At 71.0% G+C, this 25,321-nt stretch carries 21 protein-coding genes; 12 read left to right on the forward strand and 9 right to left on the reverse strand.

The window, feature by feature from the left end:
- Nucleotides 1–3 precede the first annotated feature (3 nt).
- From AC1HFH_RS06540 to AC1HFH_RS06555, 4 genes are read left to right on the forward strand one after another with little or no spacing between them, the layout of a single operon-like run.
- Nucleotides 4–621 carry an alpha/beta hydrolase gene (locus AC1HFH_RS06540; protein WP_480246534.1) on the forward strand — a complete coding sequence of 206 codons (618 nt, stop codon included), beginning with the start codon at nucleotides 4–6 and terminating at the stop codon, nucleotides 619–621.
- Nucleotides 622–663: 42 nt separating this feature from the next.
- Nucleotides 664–1,080, forward strand: coding sequence for a hypothetical protein (locus tag AC1HFH_RS06545; protein ID WP_480246535.1), 417 nt, complete (start codon nucleotides 664–666; stop codon nucleotides 1,078–1,080).
- A complete protein-coding gene (locus AC1HFH_RS06550; protein WP_480246536.1) occupies nucleotides 1,073–2,602 on the forward strand; it encodes a WXG100 family type VII secretion target in 1,530 nt (509 codons plus the stop codon). The genes AC1HFH_RS06545 and AC1HFH_RS06550 overlap by 8 nt, the downstream gene beginning before the upstream one ends.
- Nucleotides 2,584–3,336, forward strand: coding sequence for an ESX secretion-associated protein EspG (locus AC1HFH_RS06555; RefSeq protein ID WP_480246537.1), 753 nt, complete (start codon nucleotides 2,584–2,586; stop codon nucleotides 3,334–3,336). The genes AC1HFH_RS06550 and AC1HFH_RS06555 overlap by 19 nt, the downstream gene beginning before the upstream one ends.
- A gap of 41 nt (nucleotides 3,337–3,377) precedes the next feature.
- Here the strand turns inward: AC1HFH_RS06555 and AC1HFH_RS06560 are convergent, their stop codons facing one another.
- On the reverse strand, nucleotides 3,378–6,623 hold the full coding sequence (locus AC1HFH_RS06560) for a bifunctional RecB family nuclease/DEAD/DEAH box helicase (protein ID WP_480246538.1): 3,246 nt from the start codon (nucleotides 6,621–6,623) through the stop codon (nucleotides 3,378–3,380).
- A 173-nt stretch (nucleotides 6,624–6,796) separates the two neighbouring features.
- The gene (locus AC1HFH_RS06565; RefSeq protein WP_480246539.1) at nucleotides 6,797–7,642 is read right to left on the reverse strand and encodes a hypothetical protein; all 846 of its coding nucleotides are present in this window, start codon (nucleotides 7,640–7,642) and stop codon (nucleotides 6,797–6,799) included.
- A 203-nt stretch (nucleotides 7,643–7,845) separates the two neighbouring features.
- On the opposite strand from AC1HFH_RS06565, the gene AC1HFH_RS06570 reads away from it, so the two are divergent.
- Both AC1HFH_RS06570 and AC1HFH_RS06575 read left to right on the forward strand, forming a co-directional pair.
- Nucleotides 7,846–9,018 carry an acyl-CoA dehydrogenase family protein gene (locus tag AC1HFH_RS06570; RefSeq protein ID WP_480246540.1) on the forward strand — a complete coding sequence of 391 codons (1,173 nt, stop codon included), beginning with the start codon at nucleotides 7,846–7,848 and terminating at the stop codon, nucleotides 9,016–9,018.
- A gap of 9 nt (nucleotides 9,019–9,027) precedes the next feature.
- Nucleotides 9,028–10,155, forward strand: a complete 1,128-nt coding sequence (locus AC1HFH_RS06575) for an acyl-CoA dehydrogenase family protein (RefSeq protein WP_480246541.1) — start codon at nucleotides 9,028–9,030, stop codon at nucleotides 10,153–10,155.
- Between the two features lie 484 nt (nucleotides 10,156–10,639).
- On the opposite strand, the gene AC1HFH_RS06580 is transcribed toward AC1HFH_RS06575, so the two are convergent.
- The gene (locus tag AC1HFH_RS06580) at nucleotides 10,640–11,596 is read right to left on the reverse strand and encodes a hypothetical protein (protein ID WP_480246542.1); all 957 of its coding nucleotides are present in this window, start codon (nucleotides 11,594–11,596) and stop codon (nucleotides 10,640–10,642) included.
- Between the two features lie 310 nt (nucleotides 11,597–11,906).
- Between AC1HFH_RS06580 and AC1HFH_RS06585 the strand changes: the two genes are divergently transcribed.
- The gene (locus AC1HFH_RS06585; protein WP_480246543.1) at nucleotides 11,907–12,218 is read left to right on the forward strand and encodes a hypothetical protein; all 312 of its coding nucleotides are present in this window, start codon (nucleotides 11,907–11,909) and stop codon (nucleotides 12,216–12,218) included.
- A 48-nt stretch (nucleotides 12,219–12,266) separates the two neighbouring features.
- Here AC1HFH_RS06585 and AC1HFH_RS06590 read toward each other — a convergent pair whose 3' ends face one another.
- Nucleotides 12,267–13,412, reverse strand: a complete 1,146-nt coding sequence (locus AC1HFH_RS06590; protein ID WP_480246544.1) for a serine/threonine-protein kinase — start codon at nucleotides 13,410–13,412, stop codon at nucleotides 12,267–12,269.
- An 81-nt stretch (nucleotides 13,413–13,493) separates the two neighbouring features.
- On the opposite strand from AC1HFH_RS06590, the gene AC1HFH_RS06595 reads away from it, so the two are divergent.
- The 5 genes from AC1HFH_RS06595 (at nucleotide 13,494) to AC1HFH_RS06615 (ending at nucleotide 19,996) form a co-directional block, all read left to right on the forward strand.
- Nucleotides 13,494–14,264: a deoxyribonuclease IV gene (locus tag AC1HFH_RS06595; protein ID WP_480246545.1), complete on the forward strand. Its 771-nt coding sequence runs from the start codon at nucleotides 13,494–13,496 to the stop codon at nucleotides 14,262–14,264.
- Nucleotides 14,254–15,480: a CaiB/BaiF CoA transferase family protein gene (locus AC1HFH_RS06600; protein WP_480246546.1), complete on the forward strand. Its 1,227-nt coding sequence runs from the start codon at nucleotides 14,254–14,256 to the stop codon at nucleotides 15,478–15,480. Before AC1HFH_RS06595 ends, AC1HFH_RS06600 begins: the two co-directional genes overlap by 11 nt.
- A gap of 160 nt (nucleotides 15,481–15,640) precedes the next feature.
- Nucleotides 15,641–16,570 (forward strand): hydroxymethylglutaryl-CoA lyase, encoded by a 930-nt coding sequence (locus tag AC1HFH_RS06605; RefSeq protein WP_480246547.1) that lies wholly within the window; start codon nucleotides 15,641–15,643, stop codon nucleotides 16,568–16,570.
- A 49-nt stretch (nucleotides 16,571–16,619) separates the two neighbouring features.
- Nucleotides 16,620–17,462 (forward strand): ABC transporter ATP-binding protein, encoded by an 843-nt coding sequence (locus AC1HFH_RS06610; RefSeq protein WP_480246548.1) that lies wholly within the window; start codon nucleotides 16,620–16,622, stop codon nucleotides 17,460–17,462.
- A gap of 11 nt (nucleotides 17,463–17,473) precedes the next feature.
- Nucleotides 17,474–19,996: an ABC transporter permease gene (locus AC1HFH_RS06615; RefSeq protein WP_480247738.1), complete on the forward strand. Its 2,523-nt coding sequence runs from the start codon at nucleotides 17,474–17,476 to the stop codon at nucleotides 19,994–19,996.
- Between the two features lie 70 nt (nucleotides 19,997–20,066).
- On the opposite strand, the gene AC1HFH_RS06620 is transcribed toward AC1HFH_RS06615, so the two are convergent.
- The 5 genes from AC1HFH_RS06620 to AC1HFH_RS06640 are packed head-to-tail and all read right to left on the reverse strand — an operon-like array spanning nucleotide 20,067 to nucleotide 25,298.
- Nucleotides 20,067–20,474, reverse strand: coding sequence for a PIN domain-containing protein (locus AC1HFH_RS06620; protein ID WP_480246549.1), 408 nt, complete (start codon nucleotides 20,472–20,474; stop codon nucleotides 20,067–20,069).
- The gene (locus AC1HFH_RS06625) at nucleotides 20,471–20,704 is read right to left on the reverse strand and encodes a type II toxin-antitoxin system VapB family antitoxin (protein WP_480246550.1); all 234 of its coding nucleotides are present in this window, start codon (nucleotides 20,702–20,704) and stop codon (nucleotides 20,471–20,473) included. Before AC1HFH_RS06625 ends, AC1HFH_RS06620 begins: the two co-directional genes overlap by 4 nt.
- Nucleotides 20,701–21,867: a VWA domain-containing protein gene (locus AC1HFH_RS06630; protein ID WP_480246551.1), complete on the reverse strand. Its 1,167-nt coding sequence runs from the start codon at nucleotides 21,865–21,867 to the stop codon at nucleotides 20,701–20,703. Before AC1HFH_RS06630 ends, AC1HFH_RS06625 begins: the two co-directional genes overlap by 4 nt.
- Before the next feature lie 28 nt (nucleotides 21,868–21,895).
- Nucleotides 21,896–24,172, reverse strand: a complete 2,277-nt coding sequence (locus tag AC1HFH_RS06635; RefSeq protein ID WP_480246552.1) for a DUF5682 family protein — start codon at nucleotides 24,170–24,172, stop codon at nucleotides 21,896–21,898.
- A 31-nt stretch (nucleotides 24,173–24,203) separates the two neighbouring features.
- Entirely contained in the window at nucleotides 24,204–25,298 is a 1,095-nt protein-coding gene (locus AC1HFH_RS06640; protein ID WP_480247739.1) for an ATP-binding protein, read from the reverse strand.
- Between the last annotated feature and the right edge of the window lie 23 nt (nucleotides 25,299–25,321).

Genomic DNA, 25,321 nt, shown 5'->3' on the forward strand with positions numbered 1-25,321 from the left:
GCCGTGCCGTTCTTCACCGGTGGCCGCGGCAGGCTGCACTATCGGCACTGGCCGGGTACGTCGGCCGTCACCATCGTGCTGCTTCCCGGAACAGGGCAGCACAGCGGGCATTATCACCGTTTCGGTACGGCGCTCAACCGTGCCGGGCCGGGCCTGGTGGTCCTCGACACGGCCGGGCAGGGGCTGAGCGAAGGGGACCCGGAACGCCCGGGTGCGGTGGCCGAGCTGGCCTCCGATGCGCTCGCCCTGCTGGGCGAGGTGACCGCCCCGGCGCCGGTGCTCATGGGGCATTCCCTGGGAGCGGCGACGGCCCTGCAGCTGCTCCGCACCCGGTCACCGGCGAGTCCGGCCGGGCTGATTCTGTGCGGCACCCCGAAACGTGTCCTGTGCGCCGGTGGTGAGCAGCCCGTCGTCGAGTCCGTTGCCCTGCCACCGACCCTGGTGGTGCACGGAGTCGACGACCGGCGTGCGCCGATCGATGCGGTCCGGCTCTGGACGCAGCGGAATCCGACGGTAGATTTACGTGAGTACACCGACGCCGGACACGACCTGCTGCACGAACCGGTGCACCCGCGAGTGAGCGCCGATATCGCGGCCTGGGCGTCCCGGCACGGGGAGTGACGGTGCCGCGGCACCGACCGCGACGACGAAGGGGGACGACCGGTGCAACCCATCCGAACCGGGATTCCGGATACCGCAGCGCTGGGCCGCGCGGTCGACGAAGGCGGCCTGTGGCTGGACGGCGTGCTGGTCGCCGACGACACGGTGCAGCGCTGCGCGAACCGCTACGAGGAACTCGCCACTGCCGCCGAGACCCAGGCGGGCGCGCTCGCCGCCGCGGGCACCCTGCCCGGATTCGGTGGTTTCGATTCCGGCGCACAGCTGCGCAGCGGATTCGAAACCAAGAACGCCGAGGCGGTCGCCCGGTTGCGGGAGTATGCGCGCGCCGCACGGGATCTGGCCGCCACCCTGCGGGCCGCGGACCGGGCCTACCGGGACGCCGACGACGATCTGGCCCGGGCGGTCGCCGGCCTGGGTGCCGCCGTGGAATCGACGACGCCGGAGCCGAGCCATGGCTGATTCGCGCACCGATCCGGACTACGTATCCGAGGTCGAGGTCTTCGACAATCTCACCCACCGGCAGATCCACGAGGGGGTGCAGTCCCTCGCCCCGGGCGTCCTCGCCGAAGGTGGCCGCAGCTGGACCGCCGCCGCCGAAGAGTTCGGCGATGCCGTCGCCACGGCGCACAGTGAGATCGTGGCCGCGCTGGCCGGCGGCTGGCGCGGCACCGCCGCCAACCGGGCGATCGTCACCATGCGCAAGTTCGAACGAGCCGGCCGTGATCTGACCGAGGTGCTCGCCGAGGTCGGGGTGCGCCTCGGGCGGGCGGCCGACGCCGCCGAAACCGTGCGCGCCGGAATCGGGGCGCCGGATCCGGCGCAGCCCGATCTGAATGCGGCACTGCTGGATCCGCAGCAGGCCACGGCCAACGCCGTCGGCCAGCGTGTCGCCGAGAACGCCCGGCAGGATGCGGTGCGGGTGATGGAATCGGTGTATGTCGATGCGCTGCTCGCCACCGGGGTGCAGGTGCCGGCCTTCCCCGCCGGGGTGGCCGCCGAACCGGAATCCGATGGTCCGGCGCCGGTGGGCGACGCCCTCGGCGCGCCTGCGGCCGGGGTCCGGTCCGGTTCCGGCGCTCCGGACGGCACCGACTCCGCAGCCGGTCCGGGCGCGCCTGCCGAATCGGAGCGCCCGCACGGGGGCGATTCCGAATCCACCGACAGCGCCACCGCACCCGCGGGCACCGGACCGGCCGCAGTGGTAGCGGCCGCCGCCGCACCGCCTGCAGCACCGGCCAACCCGGTCACGACAGCACCCGCCGCAGGCGGCCCCGGCGTTCCGGGCACCCCGGTGGTTCCCCCGAGCCAGTCGGCCGCCCCGCCGCCGGCCACGGGATCGGCCCCGGCGGGTACGCTGCCGTCCCCCGATCGGACCGGCGAGGACCGGCGCCGTCCGCCGACACCGAATCGCGCCGCATCCGGAACCCCAGCCGCTGGGGATTCGGACGACCCGCCCACGACCCGGCCGGCAGCCGCAGGCTCCGGAGTGGCCGATGTCGCCGAGCACGAAACGCCGCCGGGCGCGGCGACACGTGTCGTCGGAACCGGGACCGACGCCGACGGGGCGGCCGGGACGGTACCCGCGGCGGCGCCGGTCGGGGCGGACCTGCCGGTGACGGAGGCAGCCACCGAAGCGACGACCGGCGCCGGCACGCCGTCCGGCGAATCGGCGCATGCTGCCGACGGGGCGGCCGCCGCCGGTGGGCAGGCGGTCGGCGGGGTGGCGGCCGGAGCGATGGGCGGCATGATGGGTGGGGCGCTGGCGGCCTCCGACAACACCCGCGCGGCACCGGGCCCCCGGCACACCCGGCCGGTCGAACCGGCCGAGGACACCGAGTACGACGAGAACGACGCCCTGTTCGACGATCTGGACGACGACGAACCGACCTATCTCGAACCGGCGGACAAGCCGAACGAACTGGTCGGCAGCATCGATCCGACCACACCACCGGTCCTGGGTGAATGGACCGAACGCGAGTGAGCCGGACCCTCACCGCGGACCGGTTCCTGCTCGCCTGGCACGAATCGGTCGGTGATCGGATCCCGGCACCCCTGGCGGTCCGGACCAGCGCCCGCACCAGCCGGGAACGTGCGGCGATGCAGCCGCACCTGCAGCAGTGGCGGGACGCGCAGTGCGATGCCGACCTGGCGGCCGCCCTGCGGGTCCTGGCCGGTCCGGAACTGCGGATCGAGGTGTTCGGTGCGTCCGGCGGCGCGCCGGTCCGGCTGCTGGGTGCGGTATCCGGTGACGTCGCCGTCCTCGCCGCCCAGCAGCCGGGACCGGAACCGGACCGCGGCGGCCCGGTCGAACTGCATGTCTGCGGGACGAAACAGCTGGCCGCCCAGCTGTTCACCGCCCTCCCGGCGATGCGCGGCGGTCGGCAGGAACCGTTGATCGCCCCGCGGGACCGGGTCGGTGAGGATCCGCGCACGATGGTCACCCTGCCGGTGGCCGGCCCCGCGCCGGCGGCCCGGATCCGCAAGCTGCTCAACCAGCCACGGGCCGGGATGGGACAGATCCTGGTGACCGCATACGGCGACGATGCCGACGCGGGGGTGCTGTGCTGGCTCGATATCACCGGGGACGGGCGGTACCTGGTGCAGACCGATAGGGATGTGGTGATCGAACCCGCCACCGTCGAAACGGCGGTGCCCCGGCTGCGTCGGCTGTTCGTCGCGGCGGCGCGCAGCCACGCACTCGCCCGGCAGTCCTGACCGGTCCGTGCCCGCAGCGGCGGGCGTTGCGCCGCGCCGCGTCACAGCCCGAGAAAGGCGGACAGCTCCCGGAACTCGGTCTCGTCGTCGGGCAGATACTCCAGCAGCAGCGGGGATCGGATGATCACTGCCCGCCACATGGCGCGGCACAGTGTGGCGTGGACGAGTTTGCGGGACAGCAGCATCCGCATGCCGTACGGTGCGTCCGCCGGGGTCGAGGTGGTCATCGAGAGCAGTACCACCGCCGCCTCCCGGCCGTGGAACCGGTCCGGCGTGCCCACCAGCACATCCTCGATCTTGGCCCGGGCCAGCAGCGTCCGGATCCGCGCCACCTGCGCGGTATAGGGCGCGACGACGAAGATGTCGTGCGGATGCAGTCGCCTGGTGTGGGCACCACCGGTCCAGGACAGGCCGAGCAGCGCACGCACCTGGCGGACCACTTCCCGGGCCTCCGCGGTGGATTCGATCGCATCACCGTGATGCGGTACCAGGACGGTGGCGATTCCGGGAGCCACCCCGTGCAGGGTACGGCTCGCCGTCACCGTGGTGTTGGCGCGCAGCCGGTGGTCGTAGTAGTTGCGTGACACCGGTTCGCACACCCGTGGATGCATCCGCCAGGTGCGGTCGAGGAAGTAGCCGAAGCGGGCCGGCAGCGTGGCCCGGTCCGCACACAGCCAGGTCAGCACTGCCTGCTCGACCGGTTCCGGATGGCGGGCGCCGGCGGTCGCCGGAATCGGATCACCGAGCAGCAGCAGGTTGCGGGCGCCGGCCGCCACTGCGACGGTATCCGCGAGCGGGCAGCTGCCGGCGTCGGCCACCACCAGGAGGTCGAGGGCGTCCGGCTCGACCAGCTCCGGATCGGCGAAATCGGCGCGGGTGCCGCCGATCACACAGCCGTTGACCGCATTGTCGAGAAACCGCGGGTAACGCTGCGGCTCGATCGCCGACCATTCCGGGGCCACCGATACGACATCGTGTTTGGCGATGAGTTCGGGCAACAGCCCCACCGCGACCAGGGTGTCGAGGATCCGCTCCACCACGGCATGCTCCCGGGCCACCACGCCGATCCGCCACCGACGCCGGGTCACCAGGCGTTCCACCACCCGGGCCACGGTTTCGGTCTTACCGGTGCCGGGCGCACCCTGCACGGCGAGGTACGAGTGGTCCAGGTCGGCGACCGCAGTGGCGATCGCCGCGGCGAAATCGGCCCCGGCGGGCGGTAGCCCGGCGGCGCTGTGCAGGCGGGGCGGGCGCCGGGCGAGCAGGTCGAAAGCCGCCGTCTCGGGGATCTGCGGCAGGGTCATCAGCAGATCTTGGGCGGCGGAGGCCACCGCGGGGGCCAGGGTGGCATCCCAGTCGGGCGGTACCGGTGCGACCGCGGTCGGCAGTTCGTCGTAGGGCGCGCCGCCGTCCGGCAGTTGTTCCTCCAGCCGGACGGTATCGGCGAAGTCCGCGTCCACCGCGCAGCCCAGCACGGTGGCCGTGGTGGTGACCCGGACACCCGGTGTCGTGGTCCGGCCGGTGCTGACCGGCCGATCGTAGATGGCGACCATCGCGGTTCCCGGGGTGAGGGCGGTACCGGTGCCGAGGCGGCCGGTGAGGGTGAGGAAGCGCCGCATCGTCTCCCGGCCCGGTGCCCGATGCCATTTGGTGTCTACGACGCCCCAGTCGGCGACCAGGACACCGGGTGCATCGGCCCATTCGTCCACCGGCCGGCTCAGCCGATCCAGCTGTGTCCACCAGCGCGGCTGCTGTTCGCGGCGGTGATAGCCGACCGCGGCCGCCGTCACGGCTGCGGTCCGGGCGGCCGGTCCGCGCCGCCCGGTGTCGTCGCGGCCGGCGTCGGCGAACTCGGCCAGCGCGGCTTCCAGTGACGACGGGCGTACGGCGGGGGGACTCGGGGCCCGGGCACCGCCGGGCCGGATACCCGATTCCCGGGCGCATCGCAGCAGCAGCTCCCGGATCCGCAGGACGGTGCGCGCATCCGAGTCGCCGGCCGCCGCCTCCGGCAGCACCGGGCGCAACCCGTCCGGTTCGTAGCAGCCGACACCCACCAACAGCGCCATCCGGACCAGCGGGGACAGATCCACCAGCGTTGCGGTGCCGAGCAGCTCGTCGAGGATGTCCGCACCGATTCCGAAGCGTCCGCTGCGGTCCAGCAGCGCGGTGCGGACCGCGGCACCGTAGTGGTAGATCCGCATCCGCGGATGGGCGCGGCGCTGTCGTGCCAGGAGACCGAGCAGGTCGTCGAGGGATTCCGCGGCATCGATGGGGGCACTTCCGGCCAGGCAGGCACCGGAATATTCCAGTCGCACCGGTCCGTTCGCCGGTCCGGTGAGCGCCAGGCCGAGATCGCCGGGTGCCGGGTCCGGCAGTGCGGCCAGCGGACGGGCATCGGCCACCGATGTGATCGGACGCCCGGATCCGTCCCGGGACAACTGGATCCGGGCCTGCCGTCGCAGCATGGTCAATCGGCGCGCGGCCACGCCGGGCACCGCCGCCTGCTGTTCGGCGAGCCGGTCCACGGTGTACACCCCGGCCTCGCGCAGCCGCGCCCGGGTGGTTCCGCTCATCCCGGCCACCAGCAGCAGATCGCGGGCCGACACCAGTGCCGCCCGGCATTCCGGACACCGACCGCAGGCGGGGTACCGCTGGTCACCCCATTGGACCGGCAACAGTTCGGTGAGCTGCTGGTCGAGGATCCGGGCCACTCGCTGCCGCCGGGCCCGGTACACCGGGAGCAGATCCGAGAGGGCGTGGGTGCGGACCTGGCCGCCGGTGTCCACCGACACCAGCGGTGCGGTGTGGATACCGGCCGCCGCCATCATCTCCGCACCGGCGGCGGCAGCGATCGCGGCAGGTCCGGGTGCACGGCGCGGACCGGGCTCGGTGGCCGAGATCCAGTACCGCGTGCTCGTCCCGGGCGGGGCCCAGCACAGGTCGGCGGTGGCCGCGATCTGCCCGTCGAAGAAGACCGGACCGGCGACGGCGGCTCCGGTCCGAAGCGCCGCGAAGGTCCGGTCGTGAGCCGCCTGCAGTGCGGCGATCCGTGCGGCAGGCGGATCGGACTCCGGTCCCGGTGGGTCGACCTCGACCAGTTCGGCGCCGAATCGCTCGCGCAGCCGGGCCCGTTGGGCGCCGCGGTCCGGTGGGCCGGGCTCGGCCGGTGGGCCGGGCGCCTGCCCGTTCAGTGCGGCATCGAAGGCCCGCAGCACGGCGAACTCGCACTGCGCCGCGCGCACGAGATCGCCGACGGTGCAGACCACCCGATCACCGGACAAGAACAAGCGCGGCCCTCCTGTGTCGTAGGACACCCGACGGCAACACTGTAGCCAGCACCGATCGGGAGTTCGCCGCGGGGCCGAACGGAGTGTCGCCGCAGCTGGACTGCCGCCTGTGCCGGAACGTGGTTACTGCCGTTGCGCCTCGGCGCCCGGCGGGATCGGGGCGTCGGCTCGGGTCAGGGCGCCGACTCGGGTGCGGCTTCGGTTGCGGGCTCGGCTGCGGCGTCCGGGGTGGGCTCGGCTGCGGTGTCCGGGGTGGGCTCGGCTGCGGTGTCCGGGGTGGGCTCGGCTGCGGTGTCCGGGGTGGGCTCGGCTGCGGTGTCCGGGGTGGTCGGGGCGTGGCCGGGTTCCGGTGCATCCGGTGCGGGTGCGGCTGCCGGGAGATCGTCCACCGTGAAGGCGCCGACGGTCGGAGTCACCACACACCGTGCGCCCGGGTAGTCGATGGTGCCCCACATCGAGGCGATCACATTGCCCGGCCCGCTCGTCACGGTCTTGGACAGGCTCGGCATGTCGTACTCGGTCCGGTCGTCGAGCATATCGATGCCGCTGCGGCCGGTGTTCACATTCACCCAGGCGACGACCAGCCCGGAGGACAGCGGAGAACCGGAATGCGCCGGGGTGGCGCTGAACCTGAGTTCCCCGGGTGCCAGGGCCCGATGCGAGGCAGGTCCTGAGGATTCGCTGACCCCGGCCGCGACGACCGTGGTGATCGGGCCGTTGCTGCCGCAGCCGAAAGTCGGCGCGGCATAGCCGAACGGGGTGAACTCGGCGGCGACATCCGCCAGCTCGCGCGGGCCGACCAGATCGGTGAACTGCCGGAGTGCCCGGACTCCGGCGGCGGCATCGTCGTCGGCGATTTCGGTGAGGTGGGCCAGCCCCTGCTCGATCGGCGCGGCGTCGGCCGGTCCGGGCTCGGCGTTCGCGGCGCCCGCGAATACTGCCGTGCTCGCGAATACGATCGCCGCACCGACACCGGTTGCGGCCGCCGCGGCTCTGCTCGAGATGGTTCTGCCGTTCACCTGATAACTCCTCGTGCCGAATCGCCGGTTCGATCCGTGCAGCAACGTACCAGGTGATCGTTTCCGGTGGGGGGCGTGCGCCGGGCGGTTCGTCCGGCGGCGCGTCGAACACTTCGGGTGCCGGTTCGCCCGATGGTCGACATCGGTGAATACCGGGGGGTAGGTTTCACCACGGAGCATACGAGACCTGCTGGGAGGCCGGTATGAAACTAGCGCTGTCCCCGGACGAAGCCGCTTTCCGTGACGAACTGCGGCATTTCTATCGAACCGAGATCCCGGCAGATATCCGGGATCGAGTCAAGTACGGGCACGAGCTGTCCCGCGCGGACATCGTCACCGCCCACCGGACCCTGAACGAGCACGGCCTGGCGGTGCCGAACTGGCCGGTGGCCTGGGGCGGCAAGGACTGGACGCCGATGCAGCGTCATATCTGGCAGGACGAGATGCAGTTGGCCTCGGTCCCCGAGCCGCTCACCTTCAACGCCCAGATGGTCGGCCCGGTCATCGCGCAGTTCGGATCCGAGGAACTCAAACAACGATTCCTGCCGGCCACCGCGGCCCTCGACATCTGGTGGTGCCAGGGCTTCTCCGAACCGGATGCCGGATCCGACCTGGCCTCACTGCGCACGACGGCCGTCCGGGACGGCGATTCCTACATCGTGAACGGCCAGAAGATCTGGACCACGCTCGGCCAGCACGCGGACTGGATCTTCTGCCTGGTCCGTACCGATCCGGCGGCGCCGAAGAAGCAGGCGGGTATTTCGTTTCTGCTCTTCGACGTGAAATCGCCCGGAGTCACCATGCGCCCGATCGAATTGATCGACGGCAGCTACGAGGTGAACGAGGTCTTCTTCGAAGACGTCCGGGTGCCCGCCGATCAGCTCGTCGGCGAGGAGAACCACGGCTGGACGTATGCGAAATTCCTGCTCGGCAACGAACGCACCGGAATCACCGGGGTCGGGCGTACCAAGGTGAAACTCGGGGTGGCGAAGGATTATGCGCGCGCCACCCGGTCGGGCAACGGCACTTTGCTGGAGGATCCCATTTTCGCCGCGCGGGTCGCCGAGTTGGAGAACGAGTTGCTCGCCCTGGAACTCACCCAGCTGCGGGTGGTGTCCAACTCCGCCGACGGGAAGCCGAATCCGGCGTCTTCGGTACTGAAATTGCGTGGTTCGGAATTGCAGCAGGCCGTCACCGAGTTGCTGCTCGATATCGCGGGGCCCGATGCGCTGCCGGTAGGTGCCGAGCCGATCGCCTCCCCTGGCTGGGCACAACGCAGTGGCCCGGGCTACCTCAACTACCGCAAGACCACCATCTACGGAGGCTCGAGCGAGGTCCAGCGCTCCATCATCGCCTCCACGATCCTCGGATTGTGAGGCGCTGACATGGATTTCGATCTCACCGACGAACAGAGCATGTTGCGCGACACGGTCGCGACCCTGCTGTCCCGGGTCTACGACGCGGAATCGCGCGTCGCGATCACCGGCACCGAGCCGGGCTGGAGCCGGGAGGTCTGGTCCCAGCTGGCCGAACTGGGTGTGCTCGGGCTGACCATCGCGGAGGAGGACGGCGGCACGGGCGCCGGCCCGGTCGAGGCGATGGTGGTGCTGGAGGAGATGGGCCGGGCCCTCGCCCCGGAACCGCTGCTCGACGCGGTGATCGTGCCCGCGGCGCTGATCACCGGGACCGGTACCGCCGAGCAGCGCGGCCGGGAGCTGCCACCGATCGCCGAGGGCGCGACCTTGTTCGCCTTCGCCCACGCCGAACCGGGTATCCGCTGGCCGGATACCACGCTGACGGTGACCGCCACCGCGGCCGGTACCGGCTATACGCTGACCGGGACGAAGAACCCGGTGCTGCACGGTGACTGCGCCCAGCGACTCGTGGTCAGCGCGGCGCTGCCCGGCGGCGGCGCCGGGCTGTTCCTCGTCGACGCCGAGGGGGCCGGGGTGCGTCGCACCCCCTACCGGACCTTCGACGGCCGCCGTGGCGCCCAGTTCGTCTTCGAGAACGCCCCGGCGGAACTGCTCGGTGGCGATGTGGACGCCGCCGATTCGATCGCACGGGCACTCGGCTACGCACAGGCCGGACTGTGTGCCGAATCGCTGGGCGCCATGTCCAGCGCCCTGCAGCTGACCACCGAATATCTGAAGACCCGCAAGCAGTTCGGGGTCACCCTGTCCAAGTTCCAGACACTGACCCAGCGGGCGGCGGACATGTATGTCTCGCTCGAGCTGGCCCGCAGCATGAGCCTCTACGTCACCGCATCCCTGGCCGACGGTGCCCACGATCCGGTCGTGGCATCGCGGGCCCGGCTGCAGGTGGCCCGCTCGGCCCGGCACATCGGGCAGGAGTCCGTCCAGATGCACGGCGGTATCGGCGTCACCGCGGAGTATCCGGTGAGCCACTACGTGGCCCGCCTGACCGCGATCGGTGAAACCCTCGGCGGCACCCTGGAACACCTGCGCATCCTCGGCGCCGGCGTCGGCGACTACGACCTGATCGAGTTGTAGCACCTTGGCGGAAGCCGCTCGGGCCGGGTGGAACCGGACTCGGACCACAACCGAGTCCGCTGCGTGCCCCGAGCGGCCGAGCTGTTCTACCCGGCTTATCCGCCCCGGGCATCGGCTGCGTCTATCCGGATGGTGTGAACAGCTCGAGGAGGTGTTCGTCAGCGGTCTCGGGGTCCACCGGATGCGCTGCTCGGGGCCTTGGCGCCGCCGGGCGGGCAGATATCGCTGCACAGCGGGGCCGGGTGGATGCACCTCGCCTCGGGTACGCCATGTGCGAGCTCGTCTCGCGTGGCAGATGCTTCCGGTGGCATCCGGTCGGCGGTCGACGTCGGGGCGTGTCCACCGGGCTCGGCCACCGGCGCGGCTCGGGGACGGCGCGCACCGGGTCGGTGGCGCCACTGATGTTTCCGGTGGGGATGGATGGTTGCCGGTGGCTCGGTGGTACCTGGTCGGTGATCGGGGCGGGGCGTGTCTGCCCGGCCGGCTATCGGCGTGGCTCCGGGAACGGTGCGTACCCGGTCGGTGGTGCCACTGATGTTTCCGGTGGGAGGTGGATGGTTGCCGGTGGCGCGCTGGTAACCGGGGCGGTGGTCGTCGTGGGCTGTAGTTGGGGGCGCGGGCCGAACGGTCCGGGTGAGGTGGAGTCCGGGACCAGGTGCTCGGTCGGTGGTGCCGGTGTTGTTTCGGGTGCTGTCGTCGTGCCGGATGCCTGCGTCGGGCCGGCCGCGTCCGGAGCGGAGTGGTCGAACGGGGCGGGCTGCGGGGTAGCGGTCGCAGGGAGGGCGGCCGGCGCGGGCTGCGGGGCCGGGCCGGTGGTGGGCCGGTCCGGGGCCGACGGGACAGGGGTGGTCGTCGGTGTCGCGGCGGGCGCGGGTGCGCGGTCGTCCGGGGGAGACGGGTCGAACCGGGCGGTGGTGGTCGGCGCCGGAGGCCGGGATGTGGTGGCGGCGGGCGTCCGGTCCGCGGGCGGTTCGGTGGCCCGGTCCGGGGTGTGCGGATCGGTTCCGGAGCTGCGGTCGTGGCGCAGAGTTGGTTCCGGCGCCTCGGACGTGGTCCGCGGGGCGGCGTCGTTGCGCCGGATCCCGGAGTCGTTCTCGTCGCGGTCCTCGTCACCGCGGTCGTCGTCGCGATCCTCGTCGGGGTCGTCGCGATCGGTGGTGGTCGGGGCGGCGGGCTCGGTGGTCAGGACGAACGGTTTCGGCACCGCCCGTTCGGGAGCGACGCGCCAGGTGGGTGACGGGGGAATGGTGTACGGCGCCGTGGTCGTGGTCGTGGATTCGGTGGTCGGCTGCGGGGCGGCGGCGAGATCGGCCCGCAACGGCGGCGGGGGCACGTAGACATCGTCCCGGCCGACACCGCAGGCGCCCACCACGACGAGTCCCAGCGAAACCGCGCCGACGGCGATGGCGGGACCGGTGAGTTTGGCCCTGGGGTTGTCCATCGGTCTGCACTCTCCTCGGCCGCTCCGGGCTTCACGTCACGTCGGACGCCGCAACACATTAGTGGAGGTCCGGGCATCGGGCTAGCCCGAGTCTTTAAAATAGGGATACTTCACATATCGGATTGGTCTCTGTCTGCGTGTCGTGGGCACGTGTCGTGGGCGCTGAACGTCCGTGGGCCGTAGCGTGAGTGAGCAAAGTTACGTGTGAGACGCCGACGACACGGTGGTGAACACCCCGATCGTGAGCGACAGCCGACACCGGAATCGGGTGCGGATCGGACCTCTGATCGGCGTCATCGAGGAGTGGGTGATGGGAGCATACTCGACAACTCCGCTGGAGCCGACGTCCGACAACGAGAGTGTCGGCGACGGTGCTGCCGCCACCGGCGGTGCGGCCGCCGAGCCGGCGACTCCACCGCTCGCCCGCCCGGAGAATCGCGTTCTCGCCCTGACGGTGCGGGCCCTCGCCTGGTTGTTCTTCCTGGGTGGGCTGGTCGGTGCGGGGCTGGGGATCGCCGGATTGCATGTGGAGATCACCGTCGCCGGACTGATCCTGGCCTGTACCTCCGGGCTGATCCTGCTGAAACTGCGCGCCGACGGCGCCCTGTCCGAAACCGGCTGAGCCGGTCGGTGGTATCGCAGTGCCGGGTACCGCCGAGCAGGCGGTACCTCAGAGCAGGAAGGCGATTACGATCAGCATCGCGACGATCGCGGTGACCACGCCGACCACCAGCAGGCCGCTGGAATTCGCCGGCTGCGGGGCCGGCGGCCGATAGCCGAAGCCGGCGGGTGGCGGAGTGGGGTGACCGCCCGGTGAATAGCGGGGTGCGAGCGGCATCGGGGCGGCGGGCATCTGCGGGCGGTATCCGGGCATCGTTCCCGGTGGGGCGGCAACACCCGGAACCGGCGCCGGGCCGGTGCTGCCCGGCATCGGATACCGCGCGCTGTGCGGACCCGGCATCGGATACGGTGAGCTCGGCGTGGCCGGAGCCAGGGCAGTGCGCGCCGCCGCCGCGAACTCGGCACAGGAGCCGAACCGATCGTCGGGCCGCTTCGCCATCGCCTTGATCAAGACGGCATCCAGCCCCGGCGCCAGCCCCGGGCGCACGGTACTCAGGGCTGGTGGCGGCTTCTGCAGGTGCCCCTGGATCACCGCGGCAGGATTGGTCGCGGCGAACGGTCCCAGGCCGGTGAACAGCCAGAACAACGAGCACGCCAAGGAATACTGATCCGACCGGTGGTCGAGTTTCGCGCCGGTCAGTTGTTCCGGTGAGGCGTAGGCCAGCGTCGCGGTGAAGGTGCCGGTCTGGGTCAGATGGCCGGAGTCGTCGCGCAGCCGGGCGATCCCGAAGTCGGTGAGGAACACCCGCTCGCCGCGGCCCGCGCCGGCCCGGGCCAGCAGGATGTTCGCGGGTTTCACATCCCGGTGCAGCACCCCGGTGCTGTGCGCATAGTCGAGGGCCTCGGCGGTCTCGGCGATGATCTGCACGGCCCGGTCCGGAGGCAGCGTGGCCGGATCGACCGAACCGGCATCGATCCCGTCGACGTACTGCATCGATATCCACAGCTGCTCGTGTTCGAGCCCGCGGTCGTAGACGGCGACGATGTTCGGATGATCCAACTGTGCGACCAGGTTGGCCTCCCGTTCGAACCGGGCGCGCACTTCCTTGTCGTAGAACATCTCCGGATTGAGCAGCTTCAGCGCCGTCATCCGGGGCAGCCGTGGATGCCGGGCGAGATACACCGACCCCATACCGCCGCGGCCCAGCTCCCGCTCGATGCGGTACCCGGCGAAGGTGTCGCCGTTGGTCAGCATGTCCGCTCCACTTCCCACGAATTCCCGCACGACCATAGCAGTCGGTCCCCCGTTGTCGGCCCCGGTCACTAGGGTGGGTGCATGCGCATTGGAGCACACGTCCGGACCGACAGCGATCCGATAGGCTTCGGTGAGAAACTCGGCGCCGACGTCATCCAGATGTTCGTGATCGACCCGCAGAGCTGGGACAAACCGCAGCCGCATCCGCGGGCGGAGCAGATCGTGGCCAGCCCGATCGATGTGGTGGTGCATTCCTCGTACCAGATCAACGTCGCCAGCCTGAACAATCGGCTGCGGATGCCCTCGCGCAATGCGGTGGCGCAGCAGGCTCGGGCGGCGGCCGACCTGGGGGCCTTCGGCCTGGTCGTGCACGGCGGGCACGTCCGTTCCGACGACGAACTCGAGGCCGGGATCGTCAACTGGGGCAAATTGTTCCAGCGCCAGCAGGACAAGGGCGGCTTCGCGGTGCCGATCCTGATCGAGAACACCGCCGGCGGCAACCACGCGATGGCGCGGCATTTCGATTCGATCGCCCGGCTGTGGGACACGGTGGGCGACTACGGCGCCGGGTTCTGCCTGGACACCTGCCACGCCTGGGCGGGTGGCGAGGAACTGGTCGGCGTGGTCGAGCGCATCCGGGCGATCACCGGCCGGATCGACCTGGTGCACCTGAACTCCTCGCGCGACGAGTTCGATTCCGGCGCCGACCGGCATGCCAACTTCGCCGACGGCACCATCGACCCGGAACTGCTCGCCGAGGTGTGCCGCACCGCCGATGCCCCGGTGATCCTGGAGACGCCGGCGGACGGTATCGCCGACGACCTGGCGTACCTGCGTGAACATGTCGGGTGACACCGTGCCGATCCGGCCGCTGGACGGCATCCGAGTACTCGAACTGGGCAACTACGTGGCGGCGCCGACCGCCGGGCGCATCCTCGGCGACTTCGGCGCCGAGGTGATCAAGGTGGAGCGGCCGGGCACCGGCGACGAGCTGCGCAACTGGCGGCTCTACGGTGGCGACACCTCGATGCTCTACCGCACCGTCAATCGCAACAAGAAGTCGATCACCCTGGATCTGCGCACCGACGCGGGCCGGACCGCGGTGCTCGATCTGCTGCGGCACTGCGATGTGCTGCTGGAGAACTTCCGGCCCGGCATGCTGGAGAAATGGGGTCTGGGCCCGGCGGCCCTGGACGAGGCCAACCCGGACTTGGTGATCACCCGGATCTCGGCCTACGGCCAGACCGGCCCGCTGTCCGACCGCCCCGGGTTCGCCGCGGTCGCGGAGGCCGTGGGCGGGCTGCGGGAACTGGTCGGCGACCCGGACCGGCCGCCGGTCCGGGTGGGTGTCTCCATCGGCGACTCCATCGCCGGGATCTACGCGGCCTTCGGCACCGTGATGGCCCTGCTCCGCCGGGAACGCACCGGCGCGGCGATCCCGCAGGCCGAGCGGGTGATGGATGTGGCGCTCAACGAGTCGATCCTGTCGGTGATGGAATCGCTGGTGCCCGACTATCTGGCCTACGGGATCAACCGGCAGCGGGTCGGCGGGCGGATGGAGGGCATCGCCCCCAGCAACGCCTACCCGTGCTCGGACGGCACCAGCATCATCATCGGCGGCAACGGTGACGCCATCTTCCAGCGCTATATGAAGGTGATCGACCGGCCGGATCTGGCCGACGACCCGGAGTTGCAGGACAACGCCGGGCGCTGGCGGCACCGGGACCGGCTGGACGCCGCCATCGCCGAGTGGACCGGACAGCGCACCCGCGACGAGGCCCTGCGGCTGCTGGAGGATGCCGCGATCCCTTGCGGACCGATCTACACCGCGGCCGATATCGTCGCCGACGAGCAGTACCGGGCCCGGAACATGATCCAGCAGTTCCCGGTCGACGTCGGCGAAGCCGCGCCCAAGGAGGTCGGTTTCCCCGGCATCGTGCCGGTGATCGGCGGGCAGTCGCTGCCCATCCGTAACATCGGTCCGGATCTCGGGGAACATACCCGGGAGGTGCTGGGCGATCTGCTGGGCATGAGCGAGGACGAGATCGATGCGCTGGAGGGATCGTGACCAGGCGAGTACATGGGCGGCGGCGCCCACCGGTGCGTGACCCGTGGGAGTCGCGCCGGCCCGGCCATGCCCGGCCGACCGTGCATCCGACGCCGGCCAGCGGTAACGACAAGCCGTGCGGCGGGGTGATGTGCGTGCCGCAGCAGCCGCGGGAACAGCGGTGACCACTCCGGTCCGGGCCCCGGTGCTGCGCGATGTCACCCTGCGCGACGGACTGCAGCTGACCGGCCGGACCCTGCCGGTCGACGAACGCGTCGACCTGGTGCGACGGCTGCTGGCGCTCGGTGTGCCCGCGCTGGAGATCGGGTCGATGGCGCGGCCCGATCTGGTGCCGCCGATGGCCGGGTCGCTGGAGCTGATCGAGGCACTGACCCCGGCCGAACTGCAGCGTTGCTGGGTGTGGGTGGCCACCCCGCGGCATATCGAGAAGGCGGCCGCGGCCGGTGCCCGCAACTTCCAGTACTGCTTCTCGGCCTCCGATGCGCACAACAAGGCCAATATCGGCCGCACCACCGAGGACTCGGTGGCCGCGATGCCGGAGGCGGTGCGGCTGACCGAACAGGCCGGCGGCACCATCCAGCTGTGCCTGGCGACCAGCTTCACCTGCCCGTTCCTCGGCCCGGTCGACCCCGAACGGGTCCTGGCGATCGCCGCGGATCCGCGGACCGCCGGTGCGGCCGATATCGTGCTGGCCGACACCCTCGGGCAGGCGCATCCCGGCCAGGTCGGCGCCCTGGTGGCCGCCGTCCGGGACCGCACCCCACCCCGGCGGATCGTCTTCCACGGTCACGACACCTGGGGGATGGGCGTCGCGAACACCCTGGCAGCCGTCGCCGCCGGGGCGGACATGGTGGACGGTGCGCTCGGCGGGCTGGGCGGTTGCCCGTTCGCGCCGGGCGCCAGCGGGAACACCGCCACCGAGGACATCCTGTTCGCCACCCGTCCGGACTGGTTCACCCCGGAGGTGTTGGCCGGGCTGGTGAGCACCGCCGAGCAGCTGCTCGCCGAGCTCGGCGAGCCGAACCGCTCCAGGGCCGCCCAGGGCGCCCGGTCCGAGGCGGCTTCCTTCGAATGGGTGATTCCCGGGTAAGGGTGATTCCCGATGGCGCCGGGCGGTGTGACGCGACAGACTGGTCAGCATGACTTCGCGTGCAGACCGAACCGCTACCGACGCCGGTGCGGATGTGGCTCCGACGGCGGATGCGCCCGACCCGACCGGCGCCGGCGTCGCCGCAGGCGCCACGGATCTGGTCAAGATCTACGGGTCCGGGGAGACCCGGGTCACCGCGCTGGACCGGGTGACGGTGGAGTTCGCCAAGGGCGAGTTCACCGCGATCATGGGTCCGTCCGGCTCCGGTAAATCGACGCTCATGCACTGCCTGGCCGGTCTGGATTCGGCGAGTTCGGGAGCGGTGCGGATCGGCGGCACCGAGCTCACCGGGCTGTCCGACAAGCAGATGACCGCGCTGCGGCGCGACCGGATCGGCTTCGTCTTCCAGGCCTTCAACCTGGTACCCACACTGACCGCGCTGGAGAACATCACCCTGCCGCTCGATATCGCCGGCCGCCGGCCGGACCGGGACTGGCTCGACACCGTGATCGGGCGGCTCGGCCTGGGGGACCGGCTCGATCACCGGCCCAGCGAACTCTCCGGCGGCCAGCAGCAGCGGGTGGCCTGTGCCCGGGCGCTGGTCGGCCGCCCGGAGATCGTCTTCGGTGACGAACCGACCGGCAACCTCGATTCCCACTCGTCGGGTGAGGTGCTGGCGATCCTGCGCGCCGCCGTCGACGAGTTCGGGCAGACCGTCGTCATCGTCACCCACGAACCGCACGCGGCGTCCTACGCCGACCGGGTGATCTTCCTCGCCGACGGCCGCATCGTCGACGAACTGCGCGATCCCACCCAGGATTCGGTGCTCGACCGGATGAAGGCCCTGGAGACCGTCACCACCGGTGCCGCGACGCAGGAGAGCCCGGCGTGAACGGTAACCCGATGCGCAAGGTGGCCATGCGCAACCTGGCCGCGCACAAGGTCCGCCTCGCGCTGACCCTGCTCTCCGTGGTCCTCGGCACCGCCTTCATCTCCGGTTCGTTCGTCTTCACCGATACGCTGCAGCGCACCTTCGACGGGATCTTCGCCAACGAGGCGCAGGGCGTGGATGTGCGGGTCAGTCCCGAAGAGCAGCAGTCGCTCGGCGTGCCGACCAATATCGTGTCCGCGCTGGAGCGGACCGACGGCGTGGCCCGGGTGGCGCCGGCCACCATGGGGCCGGTCGTCCTGCTGGAACCCGATGGCGAACGGGCCGTACAGACCGGCGGCGCACCCAGCTTCGGCCAGGGCTATCTGCCGCCCGAGCGGGCGGTGGCCGACCCGCAACCCTTCCTGTCCGGTGGGCCGCCGTCGCGCCCCGGGGAGATCGCCCTCAACGCGGGTGGCGCCGAACGCGCCGGGATGCAGGTCGGTGATACGACGAAGGTGATTGTCCCGGCCCGGGGGGACGAGCCGTTCGAGGTCACCCTGACCGGCATCTACGACATCCCCGGCTCCGGTACCGGTGGCGCGGTGTTCGTGCTGTTCCCCGAGGAGCAGGCCGTCGACCTGTTCACCGACGGAGCGCATGTCGCCTACGTCGACCTCGCCGCCACCCCGGATCGCACCGCCGACGAACTGCGCGACCAGCTGGCCGCCGAACTGACCGGATTCAAGGTGCAGAACGCCGACGAAGTCCGCGAGGACCTGAAATCGCAGGTAGCCGAGGCCCTGAACTTCATCAACTACTTCCTGCTGGCGTTCGGCGCCATCGCGCTGATCGTCGGAACCTTCATCATCTACAACACCTTCTCGATGATCGTCGCCCAGCGGTTGCGTGAACTCGCACTGCTGCGCGCCGTCGGGGCCGGCCGCAAACAGGTGGGCCGTTCCGTTGTGTCCGAAGCCGTCGTCATCGGGCTGACCGGTAGTGTGCTCGGCTTCGCGGCCGGTATCGGACTGGCCTACGGCCTGGCGAAGCTGCTCAATGCGTTCGATGTCGGCCTGCCGACCGGTGACCTGGCGGTCCGGCCGCGCACCGCGATCGTCGCGCTGCTGGTCGGCCTGGTGGTCACGGTGGCCAGTGCCTACGCACCCGCGCGGCGGGCCGCACAGATCCCCCCGGTGGAGGCGATGCGGGCGGAATTCGCCAGCACCGGCGATTCACTGCGGCTGCGCACCTGGATCGGTGCGGTACTGGCGGTGGCCGGCGTCGTGCTGGTGGTGCTGGGCGCCCAGGGCACCGGCGGCAACGCCGCCGCCACGGTCGGCATCGGTGCGCTGGCGCTGGTGTTCGCCGTGCTGGCGGCCGCGCCGGCCCTGGCCCGGCCGGTCGTGCAGGCGCTCGGCGTGCTGACCCGGCCGTTCGGCCCGATCGGGCAGATGGCCCGCAACAACGCGACCCGGAACCCGCGCCGCACCGCGGCCACCGCCTTCGCGCTCACCCTCGGGTTGATGCTGGTCTCCGCGATCGCCATCCTCGGCGCCTCGGCCAAGGAGAGCGTCAGCGTGCTGGTGGACAAGGATGTGCAGGCCGACTACATCCTCGGCGGCCCGCAGTTCACCGGCGTCCCGATCGGTGCGGTCGACCGGGTGCGGGAACTCCCGGAGGTGACCTCGGTGGTCGGCATCCGTGGACTGGCCGTCCAGGTCGGTGACGACACCCTCAACGGCGTGGCGCCGGAAGGCGGCCCGCTGGATTCGGTGATCGACTACGAATTGCTGGCGGGCAGCAGCAGCCTCGGCGCCGACGAGCTGCTGGTGTCGGAGACCGGGGCGGACGAGCGGGACTGGCAGGTCGGTGACCGGGTCACCGTCACCAGTCTCGACGACGTCGGGCACCAGCTCACCGTCACCGGGATCTACGCCGATTCGCCGCTGATGGGCCCGATGGTGTTCTCGGCCGAATTCGCCGATGAGGTGATGCCGGCCAACCTGCGGATGTACTTCCTCGGCCTGGTCGACGCGGCGCCCGGAACGGATCTGCCGGCCCTGCGGACCACGCTCGAGGACGCCACCGAACAGTTCGTGGTGGTGCAGGTGATGGACCAGGAGGAATTCAAGGGCGAACAGGGCCGCCAGATCGATACGCTGCTGGCCATCCTGTACGGCCTGCTTGCCCTGGCCGTGGTGATCGCGGTGCTCGGCATCATCAACACCCTCGCCCTGTCGGTGGTGGAACGGCGCCGGGAGATCGGCATGCTGCGGGCCGTCGGCACCCAGCGGGCCCAGGTGCGCCGCACCATCTACCTGGAATCGATGCTGATCGCGGTGTTCGGTGCAGTCGTCGGCCTGCTGCTGGGCGTCGGTCTCGGTGTCGGATTCCTGCGCACCCTCCGGGATCTGGGGCTGGACCAGATCGCCATCCCGTGGACCCAGCTGGTGCTGATGCTGGTCGGATCCGGCGTGGTCGGGGTGCTCGCCGCCCTGTGGCCGGCCATCCGGGCCGCGCGCACCCCACCTCTGGCCGCCATCGCCGACCTGTGACCGGCAAGCCCGGCGCCGCTCGCATGCGGTGCCGGGCTCGGCTGCCGGTCCTCGGTTGGTGGTGGGCTGCTCAGGAGTCGTGGACGTTATGCTCCCGCAGGTCTGGAGATCGACGGGCGATGGTCCGGAAATCTGCATCGTCGTGCAGTACGGTCAGCCCGTGGTGAGCGGCGGTCGCGGCGATCATCAGGTCGACGGCTGAGGCGCTTCGGTGGGCGCCTGCGCGCGCCAATCGGAATTGCGTGGCGCCGACCCAGCGGCCGGCCTGCTTCGGGACTGCGACCTCACTGAACAGATCGTCGAACATCTCGGTGATCTCATCGTACTCGGCGGTATTCCGGGCGCTGTACAGGAACTCGGCGCGTTGTGGAAAGCACGATCCGATGGCGCCGGCTGCGATGGTCTCCGACCATGAGGTCCACAAACGCCGGTCGCCGAGCAGTCGGAGCAGGCCTGAGGTATCGAGCAGATAGATCACGCCGGACCGCGCTGAGCGTTCTGCTTCTCCTGGAGGTGGTGGCTCTCGGCGTCCGCAATGGCGCCCCAGCTGCGTGCGCGAGCGAAATGCGTGCCCATTCGAGCGGCGCGCTCCTGCTGCTCGGCGTAGTAGCGCAAGGCGAAGTTGACCGCCTCCTTCTTCGTCTTGGCGCCGGACAGCTGCATGGCCCGCGCGAGTGCATCGTCGTCCAGGTCTATCTGGGTGATCACCGATCGGTGGTGAGCTCACCTGCCCAGCGGACCAGATCGCCGCGGCTCAGCGCGGTGGCCAGCAGGTCCGGGAAGCGGTCGGGGGTGCAGGCGAATGCCGGGATCCCGAGCGCGGCCAGGGCCGCGGCGTTCTCGTGGTCGTAGGCGGGGGCGCCCTCGTCGGACAGCGCGAGCAGCACCACCACCTGCGTACCGGACTCCTTCATGGTGCGCATCCGGCGCAGCATCTCGGCGCGGATACCGCCCTCGTAGAGGTCGGAGATCAACACGAACAGGCTGTCGGTCGGGCGGGTGATCAGCGACTGGGAGTACGCGATGGCCCGGTTGATATCGGTGCCGCCGCCGAGCTGGGTACCGAACAGTACGTCCACCGGGTCGTCCAGCCGGTCGGTGAGGTCGACGACTTCGGTGTCGAAGACGACCAGGGAGGTGCGCAGCGCCCGCATCGATGCGAGGACCGCCCCGAATACCGAGGCGTACACGACGCTGGCCGCCATCGATCCGGACTGGTCGATGGCGAGCACCACGTCCCGCTGCACCGTCCGGTTCCGGCGACCGTGCCCGACCAATCGTTCGGGGATCACCGTGCGGTATTCGGGCAGATAATTGGCGAGGTTGGCGCGGATGGTGCGATCCCAATCGATATCCCGGTGCCGGGGGCGCCGGGTGCGTGCCGACCGGTCGAGCGCACCGGTGACCGCCGCCGCGGTCCGATCGGCGAGGCGCCGCTCGAGTTCCCGGACCACCTTCTCCACCACCATCCGGGCGGTGGCCTTGCTGGTCTCCGGCATCACCCGGTTCAGGCTCAGCAGGGTGCCCACCAGATGCACATCCGGTTCCACCGACTCGAGCAGCTCCGGTTCCAGCAACAGCTGGGTGAGATCGAGCCGCTGCACCGCGTCCCGCTGCATCACCTCCACCACCGACGACGGGAAATAGGTGCGGATATCGCCCAGCCAGCGGGCCACCCGCGGTGCCGAAGCGCCCAGACCCGCCGACCGTTTGCCGGTCCGGCCCGCCGCACCGGCGTTGTACAGCGATTCCAGGGCCTGGTCCATCGCCCGTTCTTCGGGTGTGCCCGGCCCGCCCAGTGACTCCTCGGCCGCACCGCCGAGGACCAGCCGCCAGCGGCGCTGGGCCGCATCGTTCGCCGCAGATGTCATATCGGCCTCCTCCTCGGGTGTTGCGCGGTCATCGGGCGGCCGCCAGGACGGCGGTGGCCGCCCGCAGTGCGGTCCGGCCGAGTTCGGGATCGGGCGCCGCGTCGTCGGTTCCGGTGCCGGGGCCCGGTGTGGCGGGATCGCGCCGGTGGCGCAGGGCCGCGCCGATGGCGCGCCGCTCACCGGCTTCGAACGAGCCGAAGGTGCGCCGCAGCAACGGGAGTGTTTCGGTGAACTGGTCGTCGGGCAGACCGGTCAGCCAGGTGTCGATGCCGTGCAGCAGGGTGCGGTCGTGTACCAGGAGCAGTCCGCGGCCGCCGAGGAAACCGTCGATCCAGGCCGCCTTGGCCGCCGCGGTACTGCCGACCGACAGGGCACGGGTGAGCCGGCGGGCCTGCTCGGCGTCGTCGAGCCGGCCGGCGTCGGCAAGCAGCCGGACGGCGCGGCCGGAGAGGGTGCCGTGCACATCGGATCGGTCGGCGAGCCGCAGCAGGGCCGCATGCCATTCGCCCGTGGCCCAGGCGTCGTCGCGGGTGGCGATCGCCAGGTGCGCGGCCTCGATCCGGTCCCGCAACTGCTCGGCGGCCTCGGTGTCCAGTCCGGTGACCGCCGCCGGCAACCCCGCACAGATGCGGACCAGCAGGCCATCGGCGACATGCGCCAGGGCTGCGGTGTCGGTGCCGCGCACATCGCCGTAACGCAGCGTGCCGAGCAGCGCGGGCAGGGCGGCCAGTAGGTGGGTGACGTCGTGGTCGAGCGCGGCGGCCGCGCCCAGCCGGGCGATCAGACCGCCGGGCGCCGGGTCGCCGGCCGTCGCCGCCGCATCGGCCGTCGGGCCGTGTACGGCCGCCCCCAGATCGGCGAGCAGCGCCGTCTCCAGCGCCTCGGCCAGATCACCGACGGTGCAGTCGGATCCGTCGGTGTCGGCGAGCAGCCGGGCGGTGGCCGCGGACTCGACGGTGCTGCCCCAGCGGGCCGCTTCGATCAGCCGGACGGCGTATTCGGGGTCCCAGCGCAGCGTCCAGCTCTCCCGGAAGGTGCCGGAATTGCGGGATCGCGACTCGGCCGGGATACCCCAGTCGATATCCAGGATGCGCAGGCGGTGCAGCAGCCGGGACCGTTCGACCTCGCGCTCCTTGCGCAGATCCAGGTCGAGGTCGCGCGCCGCGGGTTCCTGTTTCAGCCGCAGCGTCCGGCTGCGGGCCCGCAGATCGGCGGCGAGCGGCACCGTCGGGGTGTCGTCGGGGACCGCGCCCAGCGATTCACCGACCACCAGTTCGTCGATCACGAAGCGCACCCACGTCTCGTCGCCCTCGCACAGCACCGAGCGCACCGCCTCGGTGACCTCGGACAACCCGGCCAGCGGACGGCCCCGCAGTGCGGCGAGGGTGTCCGCGAGGCGCACCGCTTCGATGATGTGTGCGCTCGACACCGGTAGATCGCGGGCGCGCAGCACTCCGGCCACCCGGGTCAGCCAATGCGCCACGGGCTGTTCGGTGCTGGTGAACAGATGCTCGTACCAGCCGGGGGATTGGACGCCGGCGCCGTAGCCGGTTCCGGCGGCCAGCCGGGAATGCGTCCAGGGCACCCAGGTCGAGGCCGCCTTCACCTTCGGCATTCCCTTGAGCAGTCGCAGGTCCGGCGCCGCCGGACCGAGCGGGCCGGTGAGCGCGGGCGCATGCCAGGCACCGCACACCACCGCGAGGCGCTGCGCACCCTCTTTCCGGGCCTTGCGCATCACCTGCCGCATCTGCGCCTCCCGGCGCAGCGTATGTTCGTCGATCACCAGGTCCGGATGCCCGGATTCGCGCAGTGCCGCCATGGCCTCGGTGATCGCGTCGAACGCCTCGGCATCCGGAACCGATTCGACGACGGCATCCCACCAGCGTTCCGGATCGTCGTAACCGGCGGCCTCGGCGAGCAGGGCCAGCGGATCGACTCCGGCCGCACCCGTGGTTTCGGCGGCCAGCAAGTTCGCCGCCGGGAGATCGCAGAACCGCACCGGCACACCGTGTTCCACCCCGTACCGCAGCGCCTGCCATTCCGGTGAGAAGGCGGCGAACGGCCAGAACGCCGCATGGGCAGGACTGTTCGGGTCGTAGGCGAGCAGGGCCACCGGCGGTGCCATGGTGTCGGCGGCGACGAAACCGACCAAGGGATCGGCATCCGCCGGTCCCTCGATCAGAACGACATCGGGTGCATACGCCGCCAGTGCCTGCTGCACCGACCGCGCCGAACCCGGACCGTGGTGCCGGATACCGAATACCCGAGTATCGGGTTCGCCCGGATTCGCTTGTGCAGTCTGCATTCCGGATACCCCTTTCGCGGAATCGGCTCGTTCAGTTGCCGATTTCGCGGCAGGCTCGGTAGAAGTCGGCCCAATCCGGCCGCTCCCGGACCACGGCCTCGAGGTACTCGGTCCAGATCACCGAATCGGCGGCGGGATCCTTGATCACCGCCCCGAGTACCGCCCCGGCGATATCGGAGGCGCGTAGCACGCCGTCGCCGAAATGCGCCGACAAGGCGATTCCGTTCGTGATCACCGAGATCGCCTCCGCGGTGGACAGGGTGCCCGACGGTGACTTGAGTTTGGTCCGCCCGTCGGCGGTCAGCCCGGAACGCAGTTCCCGGAACACCCGGACCACCCGGCGGACCTCCTCCGCGGCCGCGGGCACGGTGGGCAGCTCCAGTGCCGAACCGAGCTGCTCGACGCGCCGGGTGACGATCGAAACCTCGTCCTCCTCACTGGCCGGCAACGGCAGGACCACGGTGTTGAAGCGCCGGCGCAGAGCCGAGGACAGCTCGTTGACGCCGCGATCCCGGTCGTTCGCGGTGGCGATCACCGTGAAGCCCTTGGCGGCCTGCACCTCCATCCCGAGCTCGGGCACCGGCAGGGTCTTCTCCGAAAGCACCGTGATCAGCGCGTCCTGCACATCACTGGGAATGCGGGTCAGCTCCTCGATCCGGGCCACCGACCCGCTGCGCATCGCGGTCATCACCGGCGATGCGACCAGGGCACTTTCACTCGGGCCCTCGGCCAGCAGCCGGGCGTAGTTCCAGCCGTACCGGATCGCTTCCTCGCCGGTCCCGGAGGTGCCCTGCACCAACAGCGTCGAGGAACCGCAGACGGCGGCGGCCAGATGTTCGGAGACCCAGGTCTTGGCGGTACCCGGTACGCCGATCAGCAGCAGCGCCCGGTCGGTGGCCAGTGTCGCCACCGCCACCTCCATCAGCCGGCGCGGCCCGACGTACTTGGGCGTGATCACGGTCCCGTCGTCGAGTGTGCCGCCCAGCAGATAGGTCACCACCGCCCACGGGGACAGCCGCCAGGACGGCGGCCGCGGCCGGTCGTCCAGCCGGGCCAGCGCCGCGAGTTCGCCGGCGTAGGCCTGTTCCGCATGCGGGCGCAGCAGCGCATCGGTGCCGGCGGGCATGGTTTCGGTGGTCGCTTCGGTGG

The sequence above is a fragment of the Nocardia sp. KT25-26 genome, assembly GCF_056627695.1.

Bases quoted from the DNA above. Each gene is read 5' to 3' on its own strand.
- AC1HFH_RS06550 (WP_480246536.1), top strand. From the start codon at position 1,073: ATGGCTGATTCGCGCACCGATCCGGACTACGTATCCGAGGTCGAGGTC.
- AC1HFH_RS06555 (WP_480246537.1), top strand. From the start codon at position 2,584: ATGGACCGAACGCGAGTGAGCCGGACCCTCACCGCGGACCGGTTCCTG.
- AC1HFH_RS06570 (WP_480246540.1), top strand. From the start codon at position 7,846: ATGAAACTAGCGCTGTCCCCGGACGAAGCCGCTTTCCGTGACGAACTG.
- AC1HFH_RS06575 (WP_480246541.1), top strand. From the start codon at position 9,028: ATGGATTTCGATCTCACCGACGAACAGAGCATGTTGCGCGACACGGTC.
- AC1HFH_RS06580 (WP_480246542.1), bottom strand. From the start codon at position 11,596: ATGGACAACCCCAGGGCCAAACTCACCGGTCCCGCCATCGCCGTCGGC.
- AC1HFH_RS06585 (WP_480246543.1), top strand. From the start codon at position 11,907: ATGGGAGCATACTCGACAACTCCGCTGGAGCCGACGTCCGACAACGAG.
- AC1HFH_RS06590 (WP_480246544.1), bottom strand. From the start codon at position 13,412: ATGCTGACCAACGGCGACACCTTCGCCGGGTACCGCATCGAGCGGGAG.
- AC1HFH_RS06595 (WP_480246545.1), top strand. From the start codon at position 13,494: ATGCGCATTGGAGCACACGTCCGGACCGACAGCGATCCGATAGGCTTC.
- AC1HFH_RS06600 (WP_480246546.1), top strand. From the start codon at position 14,254: ATGTCGGGTGACACCGTGCCGATCCGGCCGCTGGACGGCATCCGAGTA.
- AC1HFH_RS06610 (WP_480246548.1), top strand. From the start codon at position 16,620: ATGACTTCGCGTGCAGACCGAACCGCTACCGACGCCGGTGCGGATGTG.
- AC1HFH_RS06615 (WP_480247738.1), top strand. From the start codon at position 17,474: ATGCGCAAGGTGGCCATGCGCAACCTGGCCGCGCACAAGGTCCGCCTC.
- AC1HFH_RS06630 (WP_480246551.1), bottom strand. From the start codon at position 21,867: ATGACATCTGCGGCGAACGATGCGGCCCAGCGCCGCTGGCGGCTGGTC.
- AC1HFH_RS06635 (WP_480246552.1), bottom strand. From the start codon at position 24,172: ATGCAGACTGCACAAGCGAATCCGGGCGAACCCGATACTCGGGTATTC.
- AC1HFH_RS06640 (WP_480247739.1), bottom strand. From the start codon at position 25,298: ATGCCCGCCGGCACCGATGCGCTGCTGCGCCCGCATGCGGAACAGGCC.